15 protein-coding genes and 1 pseudogene are annotated in these 17,609 nt (G+C 56.2%); 8 read left to right on the top strand and 8 right to left on the bottom strand.

Annotated elements, in window-relative coordinates; genetic code table 11:
* The first annotated feature begins 55 nt into the window (after positions 1 to 55).
* Positions 56 to 361 carry a YkgJ family cysteine cluster protein gene (locus BLT77_RS00095; protein WP_090359811.1) on the top strand — a complete coding sequence of 102 codons (306 nt, stop codon included), beginning with the start codon at positions 56 to 58 and terminating at the stop codon, positions 359 to 361.
* Here BLT77_RS00095 and BLT77_RS00100 read toward each other — a convergent pair.
* The 4 genes from BLT77_RS00100 to gpmM are packed head-to-tail and all read right to left on the bottom strand — an operon-like array spanning position 267 to position 4,967.
* Complete coding sequence (locus BLT77_RS00100; protein ID WP_245709821.1) at positions 267 to 1,088, bottom strand: divergent polysaccharide deacetylase family protein; 822 nt, start codon at positions 1,086 to 1,088, stop codon at positions 267 to 269. The two genes, BLT77_RS00095 and BLT77_RS00100, sit on opposite strands and share 95 nt — an antisense overlap.
* Entirely contained in the window at positions 1,055 to 2,251 is a 1,197-nt protein-coding gene (locus tag BLT77_RS00105; protein ID WP_090359816.1) for a S41 family peptidase, read from the bottom strand. The genes BLT77_RS00100 and BLT77_RS00105 overlap by 34 nt, the downstream gene beginning before the upstream one ends.
* Before the next feature lie 35 nt (positions 2,252 to 2,286).
* Positions 2,287 to 3,432, bottom strand: a complete 1,146-nt coding sequence (locus BLT77_RS00110; protein WP_090359821.1) for a murein hydrolase activator EnvC family protein — start codon at positions 3,430 to 3,432, stop codon at positions 2,287 to 2,289.
* Positions 3,432 to 4,967 (bottom strand): 2,3-bisphosphoglycerate-independent phosphoglycerate mutase, encoded by a 1,536-nt coding sequence (gpmM, locus tag BLT77_RS00115; protein ID WP_090359824.1) that lies wholly within the window; start codon positions 4,965 to 4,967, stop codon positions 3,432 to 3,434. Before gpmM ends, BLT77_RS00110 begins: the two co-directional genes overlap by 1 nt.
* Positions 4,968 to 5,202: 235 nt before the next feature.
* Between gpmM and BLT77_RS00120 the strand changes: the two genes are divergently transcribed.
* The 7 genes and pseudogenes from BLT77_RS00120 to BLT77_RS00150 all read left to right on the top strand — a co-directional run bounded on the left by BLT77_RS00120 (position 5,203) and on the right by BLT77_RS00150 (position 12,363).
* Entirely contained in the window at positions 5,203 to 5,637 is a 435-nt protein-coding gene (locus BLT77_RS00120) for a rhodanese-like domain-containing protein (RefSeq protein ID WP_028111176.1), read from the top strand.
* Positions 5,638 to 5,776: 139 nt separating this feature from the next.
* A complete protein-coding gene (gene secB / locus BLT77_RS00125; RefSeq protein ID WP_028111177.1) occupies positions 5,777 to 6,265 on the top strand; it encodes a protein-export chaperone SecB in 489 nt (162 codons plus the stop codon).
* Positions 6,266 to 6,279: 14 nt separating this feature from the next.
* A complete protein-coding gene (gene gpsA / locus BLT77_RS00130; protein ID WP_090359828.1) occupies positions 6,280 to 7,284 on the top strand; it encodes an NAD(P)H-dependent glycerol-3-phosphate dehydrogenase in 1,005 nt (334 codons plus the stop codon).
* Between the two features lie 74 nt (positions 7,285 to 7,358).
* Positions 7,359 to 8,546 carry a BaiN/RdsA family NAD(P)/FAD-dependent oxidoreductase gene (locus tag BLT77_RS00135; RefSeq protein WP_090359833.1) on the top strand — a complete coding sequence of 396 codons (1,188 nt, stop codon included), beginning with the start codon at positions 7,359 to 7,361 and terminating at the stop codon, positions 8,544 to 8,546.
* 447 nt (positions 8,547 to 8,993) lie between these two features.
* Positions 8,994 to 10,028: a LysR family transcriptional regulator gene (locus BLT77_RS00140; protein ID WP_090359837.1), complete on the top strand. Its 1,035-nt coding sequence runs from the start codon at positions 8,994 to 8,996 to the stop codon at positions 10,026 to 10,028.
* A 39-nt stretch (positions 10,029 to 10,067) separates the two neighbouring features.
* Positions 10,068 to 10,244: pseudogene (locus BLT77_RS00145) on the top strand (transposase); the annotation flags it as partial.
* Positions 10,245 to 10,518: 274 nt separating this feature from the next.
* Positions 10,519 to 12,363 (top strand): multiheme c-type cytochrome, encoded by a 1,845-nt coding sequence (locus BLT77_RS00150; protein WP_090359842.1) that lies wholly within the window; start codon positions 10,519 to 10,521, stop codon positions 12,361 to 12,363.
* Between the two features lie 320 nt (positions 12,364 to 12,683).
* Here the strand turns inward: BLT77_RS00150 and BLT77_RS00155 are convergent, their stop codons facing one another.
* The 4 genes from BLT77_RS00155 to BLT77_RS00170 form a co-directional block, all read right to left on the bottom strand.
* A complete protein-coding gene (locus BLT77_RS00155; RefSeq protein WP_090359851.1) occupies positions 12,684 to 14,027 on the bottom strand; it encodes an ATP-binding protein in 1,344 nt (447 codons plus the stop codon).
* Positions 14,020 to 14,700: a response regulator transcription factor gene (locus BLT77_RS00160; RefSeq protein WP_090359858.1), complete on the bottom strand. Its 681-nt coding sequence runs from the start codon at positions 14,698 to 14,700 to the stop codon at positions 14,020 to 14,022. Before BLT77_RS00160 ends, BLT77_RS00155 begins: the two co-directional genes overlap by 8 nt.
* A 91-nt stretch (positions 14,701 to 14,791) precedes the next feature.
* Positions 14,792 to 15,766 (bottom strand): SLAC1 anion channel family protein, encoded by a 975-nt coding sequence (locus BLT77_RS00165; RefSeq protein WP_090359862.1) that lies wholly within the window; start codon positions 15,764 to 15,766, stop codon positions 14,792 to 14,794.
* 177 nt (positions 15,767 to 15,943) lie between these two features.
* Positions 15,944 to 17,575: an Ig-like domain-containing protein gene (locus BLT77_RS00170; protein ID WP_176819141.1), complete on the bottom strand. Its 1,632-nt coding sequence runs from the start codon at positions 17,573 to 17,575 to the stop codon at positions 15,944 to 15,946.
* Positions 17,576 to 17,609: the final 34 nt, after the last annotated feature.

A 17,609-nucleotide genomic window follows, 5' to 3' on the forward strand; every position in this document is an offset into this window, starting at 1 on the left:
CGGGTCTGATTACCGGGTCGGCACTGCCGGCCCGTTTCGTTTGTGGAGGTGTGTGATGGAATGCCGTTTAGGCTGTGGTGCCTGCTGCATCGCGCCGTCCATCAGCTCGCCCATTCCGGGGATGCCAGAGGGCAAGCCCGCCGGGGTACGCTGCGTGCAGCTTAACGACGACAACCTGTGCAAGCTGTTTGGTCAGCCGTCACGGCCGGTGGTGTGTGGCGCTTTCAAGCCGGATGCCGACCTGTGCGGCGGCACCGATCAGCAGGCTATGGCGACGCTGATGGTACTGGAGCAGGCAACTTATGAAGATATGCGGTCGGGGGCTGCACTGGCCTTATCCACTGGCGCTGGCGGTCGCTGAGCAGCTTCGACGCCGGTACCAGCCGTATGCCCATCTCTGGCAATCGTGACAGATTGCGTTCCAGATAGTTGAGCGTTTCCGGGTAGGGGTGGCCGATGAGCACCGCCTGGCCGTATTTTCTGGCGATGGTCAGCGCTTGCTCAAACTGCCGATTCAGATCCACGTCCTGGGTTTCGTTATCGAGGAACACATGCCGCTTCAGGGTTGGAATGCCGTGGGCAGCGGCGCTGTCGTAGGCCACTGAGTCCGGGGTGGTCAGGCTGTCGACAAAAAACAGCTTCCGCTCGGCCAATTCGGTCATCACCTTATCCATCATCGGTCGCTGCCGAGTCAGTTCACTGCCCATGTGGTTATTGACGCCACAGACAAAGGGCACGTCGGCCAGGGCCCGCTTGATGGTCAGTTGTACCTGCCATTGGCTCATGCCCGGCAGCAGGGCGCTGGGGCCCAGGGCGTTGCCAGCCTCGGCCAGCATCGGCAGGTGCAGCATGATTTCGTGTCCCTGGCGCCAGCCGGACACGGCCAGCTGCCGGCCCCACGGCGTGTGGGGCAGTACACTGAGGGTGGTGCCTGGGGGCAGATCCAGCACGCGGTGATCGGTCTGCCGATAGCCTACGTCATCGATGATCAGGCTCAATTCGGCGGCCGTTGCCAGAGTGCTGCAACACAGCAGCACGGCGGCGACAATCTGTTTTATGGTGACTCCTGATCCGGTTGTAACAACCACTCATAGGCTGCAGCCAGCTGGCTATCCTGTTGCCAGCGCCCGCTGATGTCGGTGTTTTCCATTATAGGAGTTTCTTTCTCATTCTCCAGTAACACACTGACATCCGGGGAGATCCCCTGCTTATCGATGAAGGTGCCATTGGGAGTGGCGTAGCGGGCTGTGGTGAGTTTGATGGCACCCTGCTGGCCCATCAAGGGGATCAGACTCTGCACCGTGCCTTTGCCAAACGAGGTTTGGCCAAACACCGTGGCCCGGCGGTGATCCTGCAGGGCACCGGCCAGAATCTCCGCCGCCGAGGCGCTGCCTTCATTGATCAATACCCCCACTTTCATCTTGTTAAACAGGCTGTTTTCCGAGGCGTAGTAATCGTTATTGGCGTCCAGAAAGCGGCCGTGAGTGGAGACGATGAGGCCGCTCTGCAGAAACATGTCGGCCACCTGTACTGCCGCATCAAACATGCCGCCAGGGTTGTTGCGCAGGTCCAGAATCAGTTGCTGATAGCCCTGTTGCTGCATGCGGTCTGCCACCGTGGCCACCTCTTCGGCGGTCTGGCGGTTGAAGCTGGTGATCTGCAGATAACCCACCCGCTGTGGCAGTTCGAAAAACAGGGCGCTGTCGATGCTGATGTTGCTGGGCTGCAGCAACACGGTCACCGGCTCGGCCAGATTGCGGCGACTCAGCACCAGTGACAGCGAGCGATCCTCTTTGCTGGCGGTTTTAATGTAGCGGATCAGGGTATCGATGGTGTCGGGTGAGGCGGTCAGATCGTCGACCTTTATCAGAATGTCGCCGGGTTTTACGCCAGCGTAATCGGCGGCGCTGTGGGCCAGTGGAGCGATGACCTGAATTTGATCCTCTTCGATACTGACCTCGATACCATAGCCGTAGTAGTGACCGTTATTGGCTTCACGCAGCAGTTGCAGGGTTTGCGCTGTCAGGTAGGTGGAGTGGGGATCCAGGGATTCGAAGATCCCCTTGAGCGCAGCCTCGAGCATCGCCTGGCGATCCACCGAGTCCACGTAATAGTAATCGACGATGTCCTGCACCGTGATCAGGAGTTGCTGAGCTTCCTCTAAAGTCGGCGGCGCCACCTCCTTGTGTTCCTGTGCGTTGACGGAAAACGCGAACAGGATGCCGACCAGTAAGGCACCAATACGCGACATGGCGTACCCCTCTGGTCACTGATTTTGGGGAGGATTTAGCGTCTTCTCAGGTAAGGCGCCGGATCAACTGCAAGTCCCCGATGGCGAATTTCAAAGTATAGTCCGCTATCGAGTTGTCCGCCTGATCTTCCACTCAGGGCGATCACTTCGCCACTCTCGACCCGTTCGCCCACCTCTTTGAGCAGACTCTGGGCGTGGCCGTACAGGCTCAGGTAGTCGTCACCGTGATCCAGTACCACCACCAGCCCGTAGCCGCGCAGCCAGTCGGCAAATACCACCTGACCGGGGGCCACGGCTTCGACGTTACGGCCCTCTTTGGCATCAATGAGCATGCCGTTCCAGCGCAGTTGTCCCTGGCGGTGGTTGCCAAAACCCTGCTTTACCCGGCCACTGATGGGCCAGGGCAGTTTGCGCTTCAGCTTGCTGAGGCCGTCAAGAGACACCGGTTGTGCCGCCAGAGCGGCCAGGGCCTGTTCGATGGCCTGAGTCAGCACCTCGCTGTCGACCTCGAGCCGGTTCAGTCGGTTGCTCTCTTTTTGCAGTTGCTGGTCGAGTTTAGCCAGGGTTTGTTTGCGCCGCTGTTGCTGCTTTTTCAGCCGTTGCTGCTGTTCATCCAGCCGCTGCTGGGTCTGCTCCAGCTGTTGCTTGCGAGCCAGTTGCTGGCTGTGGTTGTCCATCAGCGCCTGCTTGGTGGTGGCGATGGCTTCCATCGCCTCGACCCGGGCCTGATTCAGGTAGTGGTAGTAGGTCAGCAGCCGCTGCTTATCGGCGCTGTTTTGATTCAGCAGCAACTGCCCGACTTCGCCTTGCCCGGCGATCCAGGAGGCTTTGATTTGATCGGCAAGTTGTTGCTGCTGTTCGGAATATTGCGTCTCCAGCTGGCGTTGTTCGCTGCCAAGGACGGTCAGTTGTCGGTTCAGTTTGGTCAGTTTTGCCTGATTGGCATTAATGGCCGCCGCCTGTTTGTTGATCGCCAGTTCATCTTCACGCAGAGCCTGGCTGGCCTTATCGCGGCCGGCCTTGCTCTTGATCAGTGCGGATTGGCTGGATTTGATCTGCTTCTGCAGTTGCTGCAACTGCAGCTGCTGTTGATCGATCTCCTCCTGGCTGGCGCCAGCGGAAACACTGATCAGGCCCGCCATTACTATGGCGGGCCACAAACGGGTGCGGCCACTCATCATCAGTTCTTCAGGGTCATGATCGGCGTGCCGGACATCTCTTCCGGAATCTCCATCCCCATCAGGTGCAGCATGGTGGGGGCGACATCGGACAGGCGGCCACCTTCACGGGCATCGGCGTTGCGGCCCACGTAGATGAACGGCACCGGCTCACTGGTGTGGGCGGTATGGGCCTGACCGGTGGCGGCATTCTGCATCTGCTCGGCGTTGCCATGGTCAGCGGTGATCAGGCACTCGCCGCCCACTTTCTGCAGGGCTGCTACGACTCGGGCAATGCTGGCGTCGACGGCTTCGCAGGCCTTGACCGCGGCGTCGAAGTCACCGGTGTGACCGACCATGTCGCCATTGGGGTAGTTGCAGATGATGGCATCGAAGTCGCCGTTTTCAATGGCATTGACCAGCTTGTCGGTCAGTTCGGTGCTGCTCATCTCCGGTTGCAGGTCGTAGGTGGCGACGTTGGGAGATTTGATCAGAATTCGCTCTTCGCCTTCAAACGGCTGCTCGATGCCGCCGTTAAAGAAGAAGGTGACGTGGGCGTATTTCTCGGTTTCCGAGATCCGCAGCTGACGCTTGCCGTTGTTGGCCATCAGTTCGCCGAAGGTGTTTTTCAGCGAGGCTGGCGGGAAGGCGCAGGCGGTGTCGATGTCGGCGGCGTACTCAGTCAGCATCACAAACTCGGCCAGCTTGGGCTGCTTGCTGCGCTGGAAGCCGTCGAAATCGGCGTCGGTGAAGGTGCGGGTCAGTTGACGGGCACGGTCGGCGCGGAAGTTCATGAACACCACCGCATCGCCATCGTTGAAGGTGGCGTCGGCGTTGAGACTGCTGGCGGCGACAAATTCATCGTTTTCATCGCGATCGTAGGCGGCCTGCAGGGCGTCGGTGGCGGACTCGAACCGATACTCGGCTTTACCTTGAGTCAGCAGTTCGTAGGCACTCTGCACCCGCTCCCAGCGCTGGTCACGATCCATGGCGTAGTAGCGGCCGACGATGGAGCCGATGGCGCCACAGCCCAGTTCGGTAAACAGGGCATCGAAGCGGGCCAGGGAGTCGTGGGCGCTGCGCGGCGGCGTATCGCGGCCGTCGAGGAAGGCGTGCAGGTAGACCTTGTTGGCACCGCGGGCGGCAGCCATACGAATGGCGGCTTCCAGATGGTCTTCGTGGCTGTGGACGCCACCGGGAGACAGCAGCCCCATGATGTGGACGGCGCCGTCGTTGGCCAGTGCCTTGTCGATGGCCTGGCACAGCGCCGGGTTGTGTTCGAACTCGCCGTCGTCGATGGACTTGCCGATGCGGGTCAGGTCCTGGTAGACGATGCGGCCGGCACCCAGGTTGATGTGGCCCACTTCGGAGTTGCCCATCTGGCCATCGGGCAGGCCGACGTCGATGCCTGACCCGGAGATCAGGGTGGAGGGATAATCATTGAACAGGCGGTCAATGTTTGGCGTGTTCGCCTTGCTGATGGCGTTGTCATCAGCGTCTTGACGGTGGCCCCAGCCGTCGAGGATCAGCAGGGCAAGGGGAGTAGTACGCTTGGTCATCTACGGTCCTTTTTGCCGCGTAGGCAATTTAAAAATACTGCCATCAGTGTACAACGTAACCAGCGGTCGTCACCACTTCCAACGCCCAATCCTGTAATTTTATTACAGCTGGGCTTTTTCGTCGCCGCCGTGATCTGGGGCAGGGCCCTTTGTGGTGTCAGCACTTCACAAGTGGGGTAATCGGGTTATACTGGCGATTTTCAGCCCTCCGAAGATAACCTAATTAGGCAACGACATGCAGGAATACATCGATTTTCTAAGCCGCCATCCAATGCTCAGTGCAGCCTGGGTTGGTTTGCTGGGCGCCTGGGTGTTTACCATGGCCAAATCCAGCTTCTCTAAGGTGAAAAACGTCGCCGCTCAGGAAGCGGTACGTATGATCAACAAAGAGGACGCTGTGGTGGTAGACGTGCGCGGTGAAGATGAGTTCCGCAAGGGCCACATCGCCAACGCCATCCATCTGCCACTGGCAGAAATTAAAAATAATCAGCTTTCAACCCTTGAAAAGCACAAGGACGCACCCATTATAGTTGTGTGTAACGCTGGCGTTAGCTCCGTTCAGGCGGCGCAAATGTTGGTATCCGCGGGCTTTGGACAGGTTTTCAGCCTGCAGGGCGGCATGACCGATTGGAAGTCAGCTAACTTGCTGGTAGTGCGTAAGAAGCGCTAAACCCAGGATTCAGGTCGCGCGATCACTATTAATTACGGCGAATGGACCCTGTCACAGGCATGCACGGCGCGACCGCCAGGAGTGCAGCCGACCATGACGGGACGCCCAGAACGATTACAACAATTTTAGGATTAGACACATGGCAGAAGCAGCTAACAACGCAGCGACCAACGAGCAAGCGGCACCTCAGTTCCAGATTCAGCGCGTTTACACCAAAGACATCTCTTTCGAGACCCCTAACTCGCCAGCCATCTTCCAGAAAGAGTGGAAGCCAGAAGTCAAACTGGACCTGGACACTCGCAGCAACAAGCTGGCCGATGACGTTTACGAAGTGGTTCTGAACATCACCGTAACCACCAAGGTTGAAGACGAAGTGGCCTTCCTGTGTGAAGTTCAGCAAGCGGGTATCTTCTCCATCGCCAACCTGCCTGAGCCACAGCTGGCCCACGCTCTGGGTGCCGGTTGCCCGAACATCCTGTTCCCATACGCTCGTGAAGCCGTAGCCAGCCAGGTTAACCGTGGTACTTTCCCTCCACTGAACCTGGCCCCAGTGAACTTTGATGCCCTGTTTGCTCAGTACATGCAGAAGCGTCAACAGGAAGCTGCTGGCGAACAAGCCGAAGCGTAAGCGGGAGCTGTCAGTTGACTGAACCAGCCGCAGTAACGGTATTGGGGGCGGGGTCGTACGGCACCGCCCTCGCTATTTCCCTGGCGCGTAATGGTCATCGAACCATTATCTGGGGACATTTGCCGGATCATATGGCCCAGCTGCAGGCGGATCGCCGCAACGAGGAGTTTCTCCCCGGTGTCGATTTTCCTGATGAGCTGATTGTCGAAGCCGACCTGGAAAAGGCCCTGGCTGCCAGCCGCAATGTGCTGGTGGTGGTGCCGAGTCACGTCTTTGGTGTGGTGCTGAAACAAGCCCAGCCATTGTTGCGTGATGATGCCCGGGTCGTGTGGGCAACCAAAGGGTTGGAGCCGGAAAGCGGCCGCCTGCTGCAGGATGTGGCCCGGGAGATTCTCGGCGACGGCATTCCGCTGGCGGTGATGTCTGGCCCCACCTTTGCTAAAGAGATGGCGGCGGGCCTGCCGACGGCCATCTCCCTGGCGTCCACCGACGACGAGTTCGCCGAGGACATGGCCAGCCTGATGCACTGCGGCACCTGGTTGCGGGTGTACCGTAACTCCGATTTCATCGGCATGCAGCTGGGCGGGGCGGTGAAAAACGTCATCGCCATTGGCGCCGGCATGTCCGACGGCATCGGCTTCGGTGCCAATGCCCGTACCGCCCTGATCACTCGGGGCCTGGTGGAATTGTGTCGTCTGGGCTGTGCCCTGGGCGCCGAGAAAGACACCTTTATGGGCATGGCCGGCCTGGGGGATCTGGTGCTGACCTGCACCGACAACCAGTCCCGGAACCGCCGTTTTGGTCTGGCCCTAGGTCAGGGTAAAGACGTCGATACCGCCATGGCCGAGATTGGCCAGGTGGTGGAAGGCTATCGCAACACCAAAGAGGTGTTCATGCTGGCTCAGCGGGTGGGCGTAGAGATGCCCATTACCGAGCAGTTGTACCAGGTGTTGTACCAGGACAAGCCGGTGCGTGAAGTGGCGAAACAATTGCTGTCTCGGGACCCCAAGTCCGAGTAAGATAGCCACCGCGATGACCAGAATAAAGGGATGCCAGGCGCATCCCTTTTTGCTTTTTGACTGAGTGAAACGAGATGACTGTACAGACAGACGTACTGGTGATTGGTGCCGGCGCCGCCGGCCTGATGTGTGCCGCTACCGCCGCCGCCCGTGGCCGCCGGGTGATGGTGATCGACCACGCCAAGCAGGCGGGCAAGAAGATCCTCATCAGTGGCGGCGGCCGTTGCAACTTCACCAACCTGTACCTGGAGCCCGCCAACTATCTGTGCGGCAACCGCCATTTCGTCAAGTCGGCGCTGGCTCAGTACACTCAGTGGGACTTTATCGACATGGTGGTGCGCCACGGCATCGCCTATCACGAGCGGGATCATGGCCAGCTGTTCTGCGATGATAGCGCCAAGGAGATCGTCAAGATGCTGCTGGCGGAGTGCGACAACGGCGGCGTGCAGCTGCGGCTACGCACCGAGGTGGAATCGGTCAGCAAGCTGGATCAGGGCTTTGCGGTTGCCACCAGCATCGGCCGGATTCAGTGCCAGTCTCTGGTGGTGGCCACCGGCGGCCTGTCGATGCCCAAGCTGGGGGCCAGCGCCTACGGTTACCGGCTGGCGGAGCAGTTTGGTCTGATGGTACTGCCGACCCGGGCCGGACTGGTGCCTTTCACCCTGCAGCCCCAGGACAAGCTGCATTTTGAACCGCTGTCGGGCATCAGCCTGACCGCCACGGTGGCGGCCCGGCGTGGGCCGGCATTCACCGAACAACTGCTGATTACCCACCGCGGCGTCTCTGGTCCGTCGGTGCTGCAGGCTTCCAACTATCGCCAGCCCGGCGAAGCGGTCAGCGTCGATCTGCTGCCGTCAGTGGACGTGGCCGAGGCGCTGGCCCAGGCCCGTCAGGCCCATCCGAAACGACAGCTGCAAACCTGGCTGTCGGAGCATTTCCCCGCCAGGCTGGCGGAAACCCTGATCGCCTACCATGGCTGGCAAAACCTGCCGCTGGGACAGCTCAACAAGGCCACGCTGGAGGCGATTCCGGCGCAACTGAACCGCTGGCAGCTTAAGCCGGGGGGAGACGAAGGCTACCGCACCGCCGAGGTAACCCTGGGCGGCGTGGATACCGACCAGCTCAGCTCCAAGACCATGGAGTGCAAGACGGTGCCCGGGCTGTTCTTTGTCGGTGAGGTGATGGACGTCACCGGCTGGCTCGGCGGGTTTAACTTCCAGTGGGCCTGGAGCTCCGGCTACGTGGCGGGGCAGAATGCCTGATTAGTTTTCGGAAACTATAACGAAGACACTAGGAAATTCGCCGAAGACAAAGATTTAAGCTTTTGCGCCTAACTCATTGATTTATTGCATATGGTGAGCGAGTGGATTGTCTTCGTTTTTTTCGAAGACAAAGTGGGGTATCCAGCTGCAAAGGTTGATGTCAGTGGGCACTGAGAGCGTTCTCAGTGCCTTCCGTATTCGCACAGTTCCAGTTGGGTCATGGTTACAAGCTAGCCCTCAACCCAGGGCGGCGTCAAACGCAGGCCAGTGCTCTTGGGCGACTGCGTACTTGGGGTGTTATGGTCAATGCTGGCTGATACAGAATCTCAAGAAGCCTAGGGGCTAACAGAGTGCCTATGAAATTGGGGATATTCACAGTAACTCGGTAGCTATTTAGTGTACCATCCTCCACAACAGCCCCTTTAGCTTGACAAAAATGTATTCAATATGAAGAACAAACTGCTGCATTTGGACCTCCTTACCCTCAGTGTATTTGTTAAATTGGTGGAGGAAAAACATGGTTTGACTGTGGCACGGCAGCTGGGACTGTCTCAATCAAAAGTCAGCCGATGCGTGAAGCAGTTAAAAGAGGCCTTTAAGGATGAACTGTTCCATAGATCTGGCGACGGGTTAATACCAAGCTCTGTAGCTATGGATCTCTACGAACATGCCAAAATTATCGTTAGTCAGCAGCTAACGATGCAGGATAAAATCAACACTAGCAGTTGCAAATCTTTGCACCTGAAAGTGCTCGCCAATGAACACTTCTACAATGCTTTTATGAAAGCAACTGAAGAGGTTTCAAGAAAACAAAAAATTAATCTGAGTGTCGAGTTTCTTTCCTGGGACCAGGATTCGACGAGTAAAGTTTCACAACGTGAGGTGGATATCGAAATTTGCCCAGGGCCGCGAGATAGTAGTTCAATCGTTAGTTTTCCTTTTGCCACATCCGTGGAGCCGTTTTTTATCGTCGCTCGCAGCAATCACCCAATCTTTACACGTCCTTTCACCATGAAACGGTTATTTGAATACCCGTTTGTCCTGACGAGGCACCCGAAAGAAGAGAAATCTAAAAACAACCTGGGCATGTATATTCAAAAGAACAATTTGTCTATTGTTTCTTGCTCAATATCGCCAAGTATCAAGTTCACTATGGATCGCGTTAAAAGCAGCGATGCCATAGGATTATTCGGCAATCTTTTTGCTTATCAGGAATGCCAAAATATTGAGGGGGTGCAAGCTCTCGATATAACGGATACCTTCGTTCCCATTGCATGGCCCAATCCGTCCGACAAACCTGAATCCATTAGTCTCCACTGCCGTAAGGCGGGCCCAGTTGCCTTAACAGAAGCTCTATCTTTGAGTTTAATGAAACAATTTCAGACTATGCAGAGGGAGTATTGGGGACCCAATCCTGAGAATCGCAGGCAAGTTAACAGGAATTTGCAAACACCCCCTAAACTCGGGGTCATTCCGAATTAGAGTTCTCCGGCTTACACTGAGCCAAGGGGAGGGCGCATGATGAAAAAATTACGCTATACAGAAACTCAGGTCGTTAAGATCCAGAAGGAAGTTGAATGTGGCCGCCTAGTCAAAGAGGTCTGCCGTGACTATGGCATATCCGGCGCGACCTATTATAACTGGAAGTCCAAGTACGGCGGCATGGAAGCCTCGGACGTAAAACTCCTGAAAGAACTGTAGTGCCAGTAATGCGACGACAGTTGGTTGATAACACAAAGCAGTCATTTGGCGTCAGCCTTCGCAGAGCTTGTCGGGTTGCTGACGGAGCCACCACAAACTGATTTCAGTTTCTACAATTCGTTATTCAGTTAATATTCTCAGTTTTGAACTTGAGTACTTTAAACCAACTCCGCTTTGAGCTTGGTCACAGAATAAGATGTGTTTAACAATATGATCACCCTGCTTTTTAAGCGAGCACGCTTCATAAAACAATTGAAAGCAGGGAATAGATATGATGAGAAAAGCGATACTCTGTCTGGCCATGACAGCAAGCTTAAGCCTGGTTGGCTGTGGCGATGGTAAAGACGGCTCACCAGGAGAGCCCGGTCAGCCAGGAGATCCGACGATACCAGTTGCAACCTATGTCAACCGGATCCAAATCAACACAGAAAGCGTCGATTATAGCGAAGGCTCAATTGCCCTGATCTTTAATGCCGAAAATGAGCAGGGTCTCGCCATCAGCGGCTTGAGCAAAATCCGCCTTTATGCAACCAAGAACGGTCCAGAAGGGCTCTATGGCGTTGACAAGGAGAAAGGCATTGCCGAATACCCCACCACCGAGGGCTCGGCTTTAGAAGAATTAGAAGCCGGTCGATATCGACTGACGGTACCGATCAGCAGCGTCACCGAGACCGATGACTCTCAACTTGTTCTGCTTACCCTGTCCCACACCACCGATGCTGGTGTTGCTATTCCCAAACAATATGCGATGGGTAAATACAGCGATAAAACCTACTCCGTGTCTACCGAGAAGTGTGCGACTTGTCACGTGAGTCTGGAAGAGCTAAAAATGGGCTGGCACTCTCCGGTTAACGATATCGCCAACTGCAATACCTGCCATGGCGACCACTATCCCGACGGTGGCCATTTCAAGTCGGAAACCCCATTGCATAAGCTGGGGCATACTATTCATAGGGACAACTTTGACGTCGGCTTCGACACACTTAATTGCAGCAGTTGCCATGCTAACGAAGTAGTCACTACCAGTCGGGGCTGTAATGACTGTCATGACAACCAGCAGCAAAGCAAAATTGGAAAGCAAATTGCCTATAGTGCTTCAGCATCCGACACTGACTGGCGGCTGGTTCACACTCGCGTGCAGCAACGTCGACAGCTTATTGAAAATCACGACATCGATATCATCGTGACTCCTTTTGATACATCTACACGGCAATACTGCACTGAGGTGACCATTGCTAACCTGGCCCCATCATTGGAACAACAGGTTGTTGACGGAACTATCAAACAGCAGGTGTATTTTGTAGATTCAGATCCTAATACCAAGCAGGTTCTGAACTCTTTTGGTGGTTACGGTGGAACCGAAGCTCCAACTTATTCCGGGAACACCATGTCTTTGTGCACTAAGCCGGTAGTTGAAGAGGCTCGTTATCCCTTAGTATCGGCGCGATTTACCCTTTTGGACCCGCTTGGAGATGGCAAAAACGTACTACTTTCCAAATTCTCTGAGGCTCCTCGCAACACTATGTCCGTCGAAAGTTGTAGTGGCTGCCACAATAGCGATCATACGGCACAGGCCATTTTTGTTCGTACCCGCAAAGGTGGGGTAGACAAAGATCACTCAACCTTTGGTGATTACAACGATGGGGGTTCTTCCTGCCTGGCTTGTCACAATGCCGGGGCTCACTACGGTGAAAATGGCAGCTTAATGGGTGCCATCCACAGCTACCATTTCGGTATAAATGCTGACGCACGCAACGAGCGGGAGCGGAGTGAACTCGGAAACCCTAAACATCGTGGTTCAACAGAGAAGCTAACTCCTAGCCAGTGCGTAGTATGTCACCAAAAAGGGATTGATCTGAACGCCGTTGAGCCCACTTATCTAGCTATGAAAGAGCATACCAATAGTGATGGTGTAGTATCTGGCGGCGGCAAAAACTCTCCCATCAGCGAGGCATGTCGTAGTTGCCACAGCGATGAAAAAGCCAAGATGCACATGCAAAGCCAAGGTGGCGAATTTAATGTCATAGGTACTGATTCAGGTTTTGAAAGCTGCGCCGTATGCCACGCCACTGGTAGCAGTGTTGGTATAGAAAAGTTCCACAAAATTTCTTTATAATCTTACTCAGGCAGCGCTAATTAGGCGCTGCCTGCTTCAATTCAATATGTAATCCCGTTGTGACCATCAATCTGGGAGTAACGTAACGGGTGAACCGCCACCAATTTCCTAGACACTCTGGGCAGTCCAGACTTGTTTTTTGCAATAAGCGCTTGTTTTCAGGCGCTTGGGTTTGTCTTCGGTGGGATTCCTTAAAAGGGGTGGAATGGAGGCGTCAAGAACGCGGCTTGTAGAGCAGGTTTGTCGTCGTTATTTTTCCATAAAGCTATGATCGCACCTGGAAAAGGTGTGGGTGAATCAGGAAGACCGCCAATGAGGCGTCAGAGTGTGCTGGCGGTGGGAAACAGCACCGTGAATTTGGCCCCGCCCAACGAACTGTCACTGACCTGAATCCTTGCCCCCATTCGACTGGCGGCCGCCTGGGCGATGGCCAGGCCTAACCCCAATCCGCCGGTGGCCTGAGTCCGGCTGGCATCCAGACGGGAAAACGGCAGGAAGATCAATTCGTGGTCTTCGGCGCTGATGCCCTGACCGTCCTCCTCAACCGAAATCTGAATGCCGTCCGGCATCGCCTCGGCGGTAACCTGCACCTGGCTGTGGCCATAGCGCTGGGCGTTGCTGACCAGGTTGTCGAACAGCAGCCGAAAGCAGCTGCCGTCGACGGCGTGTTGTGGCAGCTGTTTTACAAAGCAGCGCAGCGGCAGGGCATCGAGCTTTTTAAACCAGCTGAGTCGTTGCTCCAGCAGTAGAGACAGCTCCTGAAGCTGTCGTTCCGGCTGGCGGTCGAGGGCGTTCAGCCTGACCAGGGTCAGCACCTGATTGGTGAGCTGATCCATGTCTTCCACATAGGCGTCGATGTTGTCCAGCAGGGCGATCTGGTCGGCGCTGGAGCACTGTTTGCGCAGCAAGCCATTGGCCAGTTGAATGCGGCTGAGAGGGGTGCGCAGTTCGTGCGGTACCGCCTGGGCAAATACCCGGCTTTCATGAACCGAGGTGCTGATGGCCGAGGCCATGGTATTGAAGCTGTTGGCCAATTGGCGCACCGGCTCTGCGTCAGGCACGTCGGCTCGGACATCCAGTTGGCCCTGGCCAAAGCGATGCTGGGTGTCGGTGAGGGCCTGAATCTGCCTTTGTAGCTGCCTTGCCGGTACATACAGGGCCGCACCCATGGCCAAAATAGCCATCATAAACAACAGGTAAGGGAAAAACTCTTCCGGATCTTCCTCCCAGGCCGCTTCCAGGTCGACGGGCATGCCCGAGGCGCCGAGGTGGTCGATCAACAGCAACCGACCCTGGCTGCCCTCCATGCTGAAGCTGGCGAGCAGATCGTCGCTGTCGTGAAAGCGGTAGACATCGGCCAGATCGAACTTGGCCACCAGGTCGCACTGGGTGCAGGGCGCTGCCGGCACCACCTGCCAACGCACCTCGAAGGGGAAGTTCCACAGGTCCAGAGTGTCAAAGAACTCCGCCGGTGGCAGCGGTTGCAGGCGCCAGCTGTTGTAGAGAAACGAATAGGCGGCGTGGGTATCGGCGTAGAAGTCCTTGGTGTCGCTGTCATCCAGCACCAGCTCGGCGAAGTTCAGCGTCAGGGCGATGCTGCCCACCAGAGCCATAATCATGCTCAGGTACAGTCGGGTGAACAGCGGCGGAATCAGTTTAGTCATGGACCAGCATGTACCCGCGGTTACGGACGGTGAGAATCATCTTGTAGGGCGCCCGGTCGTCGTTGAGCTTTTTGCGTAGACCACTGATGCGCATATCGACAGAGCGATCGTGGCCGTCGTAGTGAATGCCTCTGAGCGCTTTGCAGCAGGCCTCTCGAGTCACCACCTGGCCGGCGTGCTCGGCCAGAAGCAGTAACATTCGGTACTCTGACTCGGTGAGGTCGACATGATGGCCGTCGAACTGCACCCGCTGCTGGCGAGGGTGAATCACTATATTGCCGCAGTTGATGCTATCGAAATTGACCGGACGCCAACGGCGCAGTAACGCTTCGATGCGGGCAGCCATGATGTGGGGTTTGACCGGTTTGGTCAGGTAATCGTCGGCGCCCATCTTCAGCAGACTGATCTCACTGAACTCATCGTCACAGGCGGTCATCACCATGATCGGCTTCTGATAGAAGGTGCGAGCCTGCTGGCAGACCTCGATGCCGCTCAGCCCCGGCAGCATCAGATCCAGTACCACCAGATCCGGGTCAACGTTCTTGATTGCCGTCAGCGCGTCGGCGCCATTGTCGACGATCTGGGGCTGGTACTGCTCCGCCTGCAGGTACATGGCGGTCAGGCGGGCGATCTCGGCGTCGTCTTCGACGATCAGGATGCGGGCTTTGGTCACGGCGGCGTCACTGGTGAATCGTTAGGGATACCGCCTATTGTAACGGGCTGGAACGGAATGCCCAGCCCGCTTACACCGGCTTACATCGACACTATTCCGGCTGGCAGATCTCATCGCGCCACACGGCGGCAAAGGTTTTTATCAGTAACACCAGGATCACCAGCGAAGCCAGTGACAGCAGGGCAAACGACAGGTAGCCGAACAGAGGCTTTGAGGTGGCGCTGTACATCACCTGGGCGGCGATGCTGGCGGCGGCCAACGGGAACGAGTAGGCCCACCAGGAGACATAGAAGCGGATTTTGGAGAAGCGGGCAAACTGGGTCAGCAGCAACAGCACCAGGAACATGGCAACGTTGAACAGTACCTGGGCCAGGGTATCGATGGTGCCCGTGAGTTTCAGGTAGGCGGTAAAGCCCACCGCTGGCGGGGCGATGAAGATGAACAGGGTTGGCAGCAGCTTTTCCGGCAGCGGGTCATGGAAGATAACCCGGTTCAAAATTAGTGCTTTTAGTATTATCCAGAACAGCAGGCCGATGGAGAAGAAGAACCAGCTGATCTCCATATAGCCATGTTCGACCCCGGCGATGGGAACGATGATGTTGCCGACGATGGGGATAAACCAGGCCGGGGTGCTGTGGGCAATCTTGAATTTTGGGTGGTGAATCCACTGGGTCAGTACGTACAGGGTAAACAGCAGGTGCAACACCGCCCCGATGCTCCAGAAGGCCAGCGAAAGTGGCTTGGACAGCGGTAGCATCGCGGCGCTCAGCAGCAGCAGGCTGATGGAAAACGTGGGAAAGAAGCTGAGTTTAATGGGATGGTTGAGTTCGGCGCGTACCGCCTCGGTCTGGGTGAACAACTTCATCAGATAACTGCCGCACAGGGCGGTAAACAGCACCAGGGTCAGGATCAGCAGCAGTTGGCTAATGATGGTTGGCGCAGCTAACACCTGGGCGGCTTTGCCCCAGGCCAGGGTTAAACCGCTCATGCCCATGATCATGGCAAAGAACGATACCGGAAAATACGCCAGTTGCGAGGAGCGAGACAGTTCCGCCTGCTGATTCATAAACTCATCCCTAATTTAGACTATTCTAATACGCTATGCTGAACGGGTATCCAAGTCCAGTGCTCGAACGGGGTTTTTATCTTTAGGCAGACAAATCTGTGAACTGACGACGGTTGACCCGGATTCATAAAAAAGCCGCCCCGAGGGGCGGCTTGCAGGTTTGACGTATGATGAGTCTTACTTGTGGATCTTGCCGCCGTAGTTGTCGGTCAGGCTCTGCAGTTTGCTGCCAGCTTCGTGGCAACTGCCGCAGGCGAAGCCATCCTTCAGGTAAGGGTACATAAACTTACCGTCTTCGGTGAACTGGCCCTTCTCATTGAACAGGTCAATCTTAAAGGTGTGAATCATCTCGTCACCGAACAGGTTACCGTTTTTCTCTGTTGAGGTGGCGTTCTTCACCGCTTCCGGCATGTGACAGTCGGTACAGGCAAAGTTCTTATGCAGGTTTACCACTCCGTCGTTAAAGTCCTGGGTCTGGTGACAGGTGGAACAGCTCTTCACTGCGCCTTCGTGGATGCTGTCGTTGTCCATATTGACGGTGGACTTGTGCGGATTGTGGCAGCTATCGCAGCTCATACCAGCGTTGTAATGCGGGTTGGTGGCGAGGCCGGTATCGGGGTCGATACCCATCAGCTCGTCATGGCCCTGGTGGTGACGTGGCAGGCCACCTTTAACGGCGATACGACCACCGAACTCTTCTCCGTCAGGGAAGGCTGTCTTATAGCCATTGACGTAGTTGTTGCCTGCGTCACCGCCTGAGCGGTTACCGTCACGGGTGTGACACTCGGCGCAGTGCATCGCCTCGCCATACCCCATGGTTTCGCTCTGCAGGCTCGCGGTGGTGCGAGGCTCGGCTTTTCTGGTGATGTTGTCTTTGCTTGGGCTGTTGATGTGCTCAGAAGCGGCACCGTGGCAGGCCTCACATTGAACACCAGCCATGGCAAAGGTGCCACCGAAACCAGCCAGATCGTCTTGACGTTGTTCGTATTCACCGGTGGTGAACGGTTTCCAGCCGGTATTGTGGCAGTTACCGCAGTTGTAGATCATATCGACATCAGTGGCGTGGTAGCTGCTCATCTGGTTGCCGGTGGCGTCGGATCCATACAGGTTATACTGCACACTGGTACCGGTCACAATGTGGCCATTGGCGTCAAACCAGCGGATCTTTTTCCAATAGCCGCCGGAGGTGTAGGTGACGTCGGCGTAGCTGGTCGGGGCGCCCAGGGTGTTCATGGTGGGCACTTCATTACCATCGGCATCGACGTTGGTGATCAGCGCCATGGCGCCATCAATGCTCACGCCATTCTCTTCATAGTAAGGGAATACTGGCTGCTCGCCGTCGATCTTGGTGATCTTGAAGTTGTGACCGCTCTTCTGGTGGGCGGCGTACGCTTCTGCGTGACAGCTTTGGCAAGACTCGGAGCCAACATATTCCAGTACCACGACTTCTTTGGTCACGGTTACCAGAATTTGTGCGGCAGTAGCATCGGTGCCGTCGCTGACGCTGTAATCGATGACGTCATTGCCGAAGAACCCGGCTGGGTCATACTCGATCTGGCCATCTTTAATGGTGGCGGTGCCGTGAGTGGCGGTGGCGGTGGCCAGAGTCAGAGTATCGCCATCGGCATCGCTGGCCTGAGTCAGCGCATCGATCATGATGGCGGTGTTACTGGTGGTTTCGGCGGTAATCTCTACCGCAACTGGCGGTGTATTTGGATCGGTGATAACTGCGTTGTTGTCATCGTCGCTACAGGCTGTCAATAGACTGGCGGCAATCAGTGTCGCGAGTAATTTTGTTTGGGTTTTCATCATCATTCTCCTGCAGTGGTGGTCCACTGTCTGT

This window comes from Ferrimonas sediminum (assembly GCF_900100175.1).
Lineage (GTDB): Bacteria > Pseudomonadota > Gammaproteobacteria > Enterobacterales > Shewanellaceae > Ferrimonas > Ferrimonas sediminum.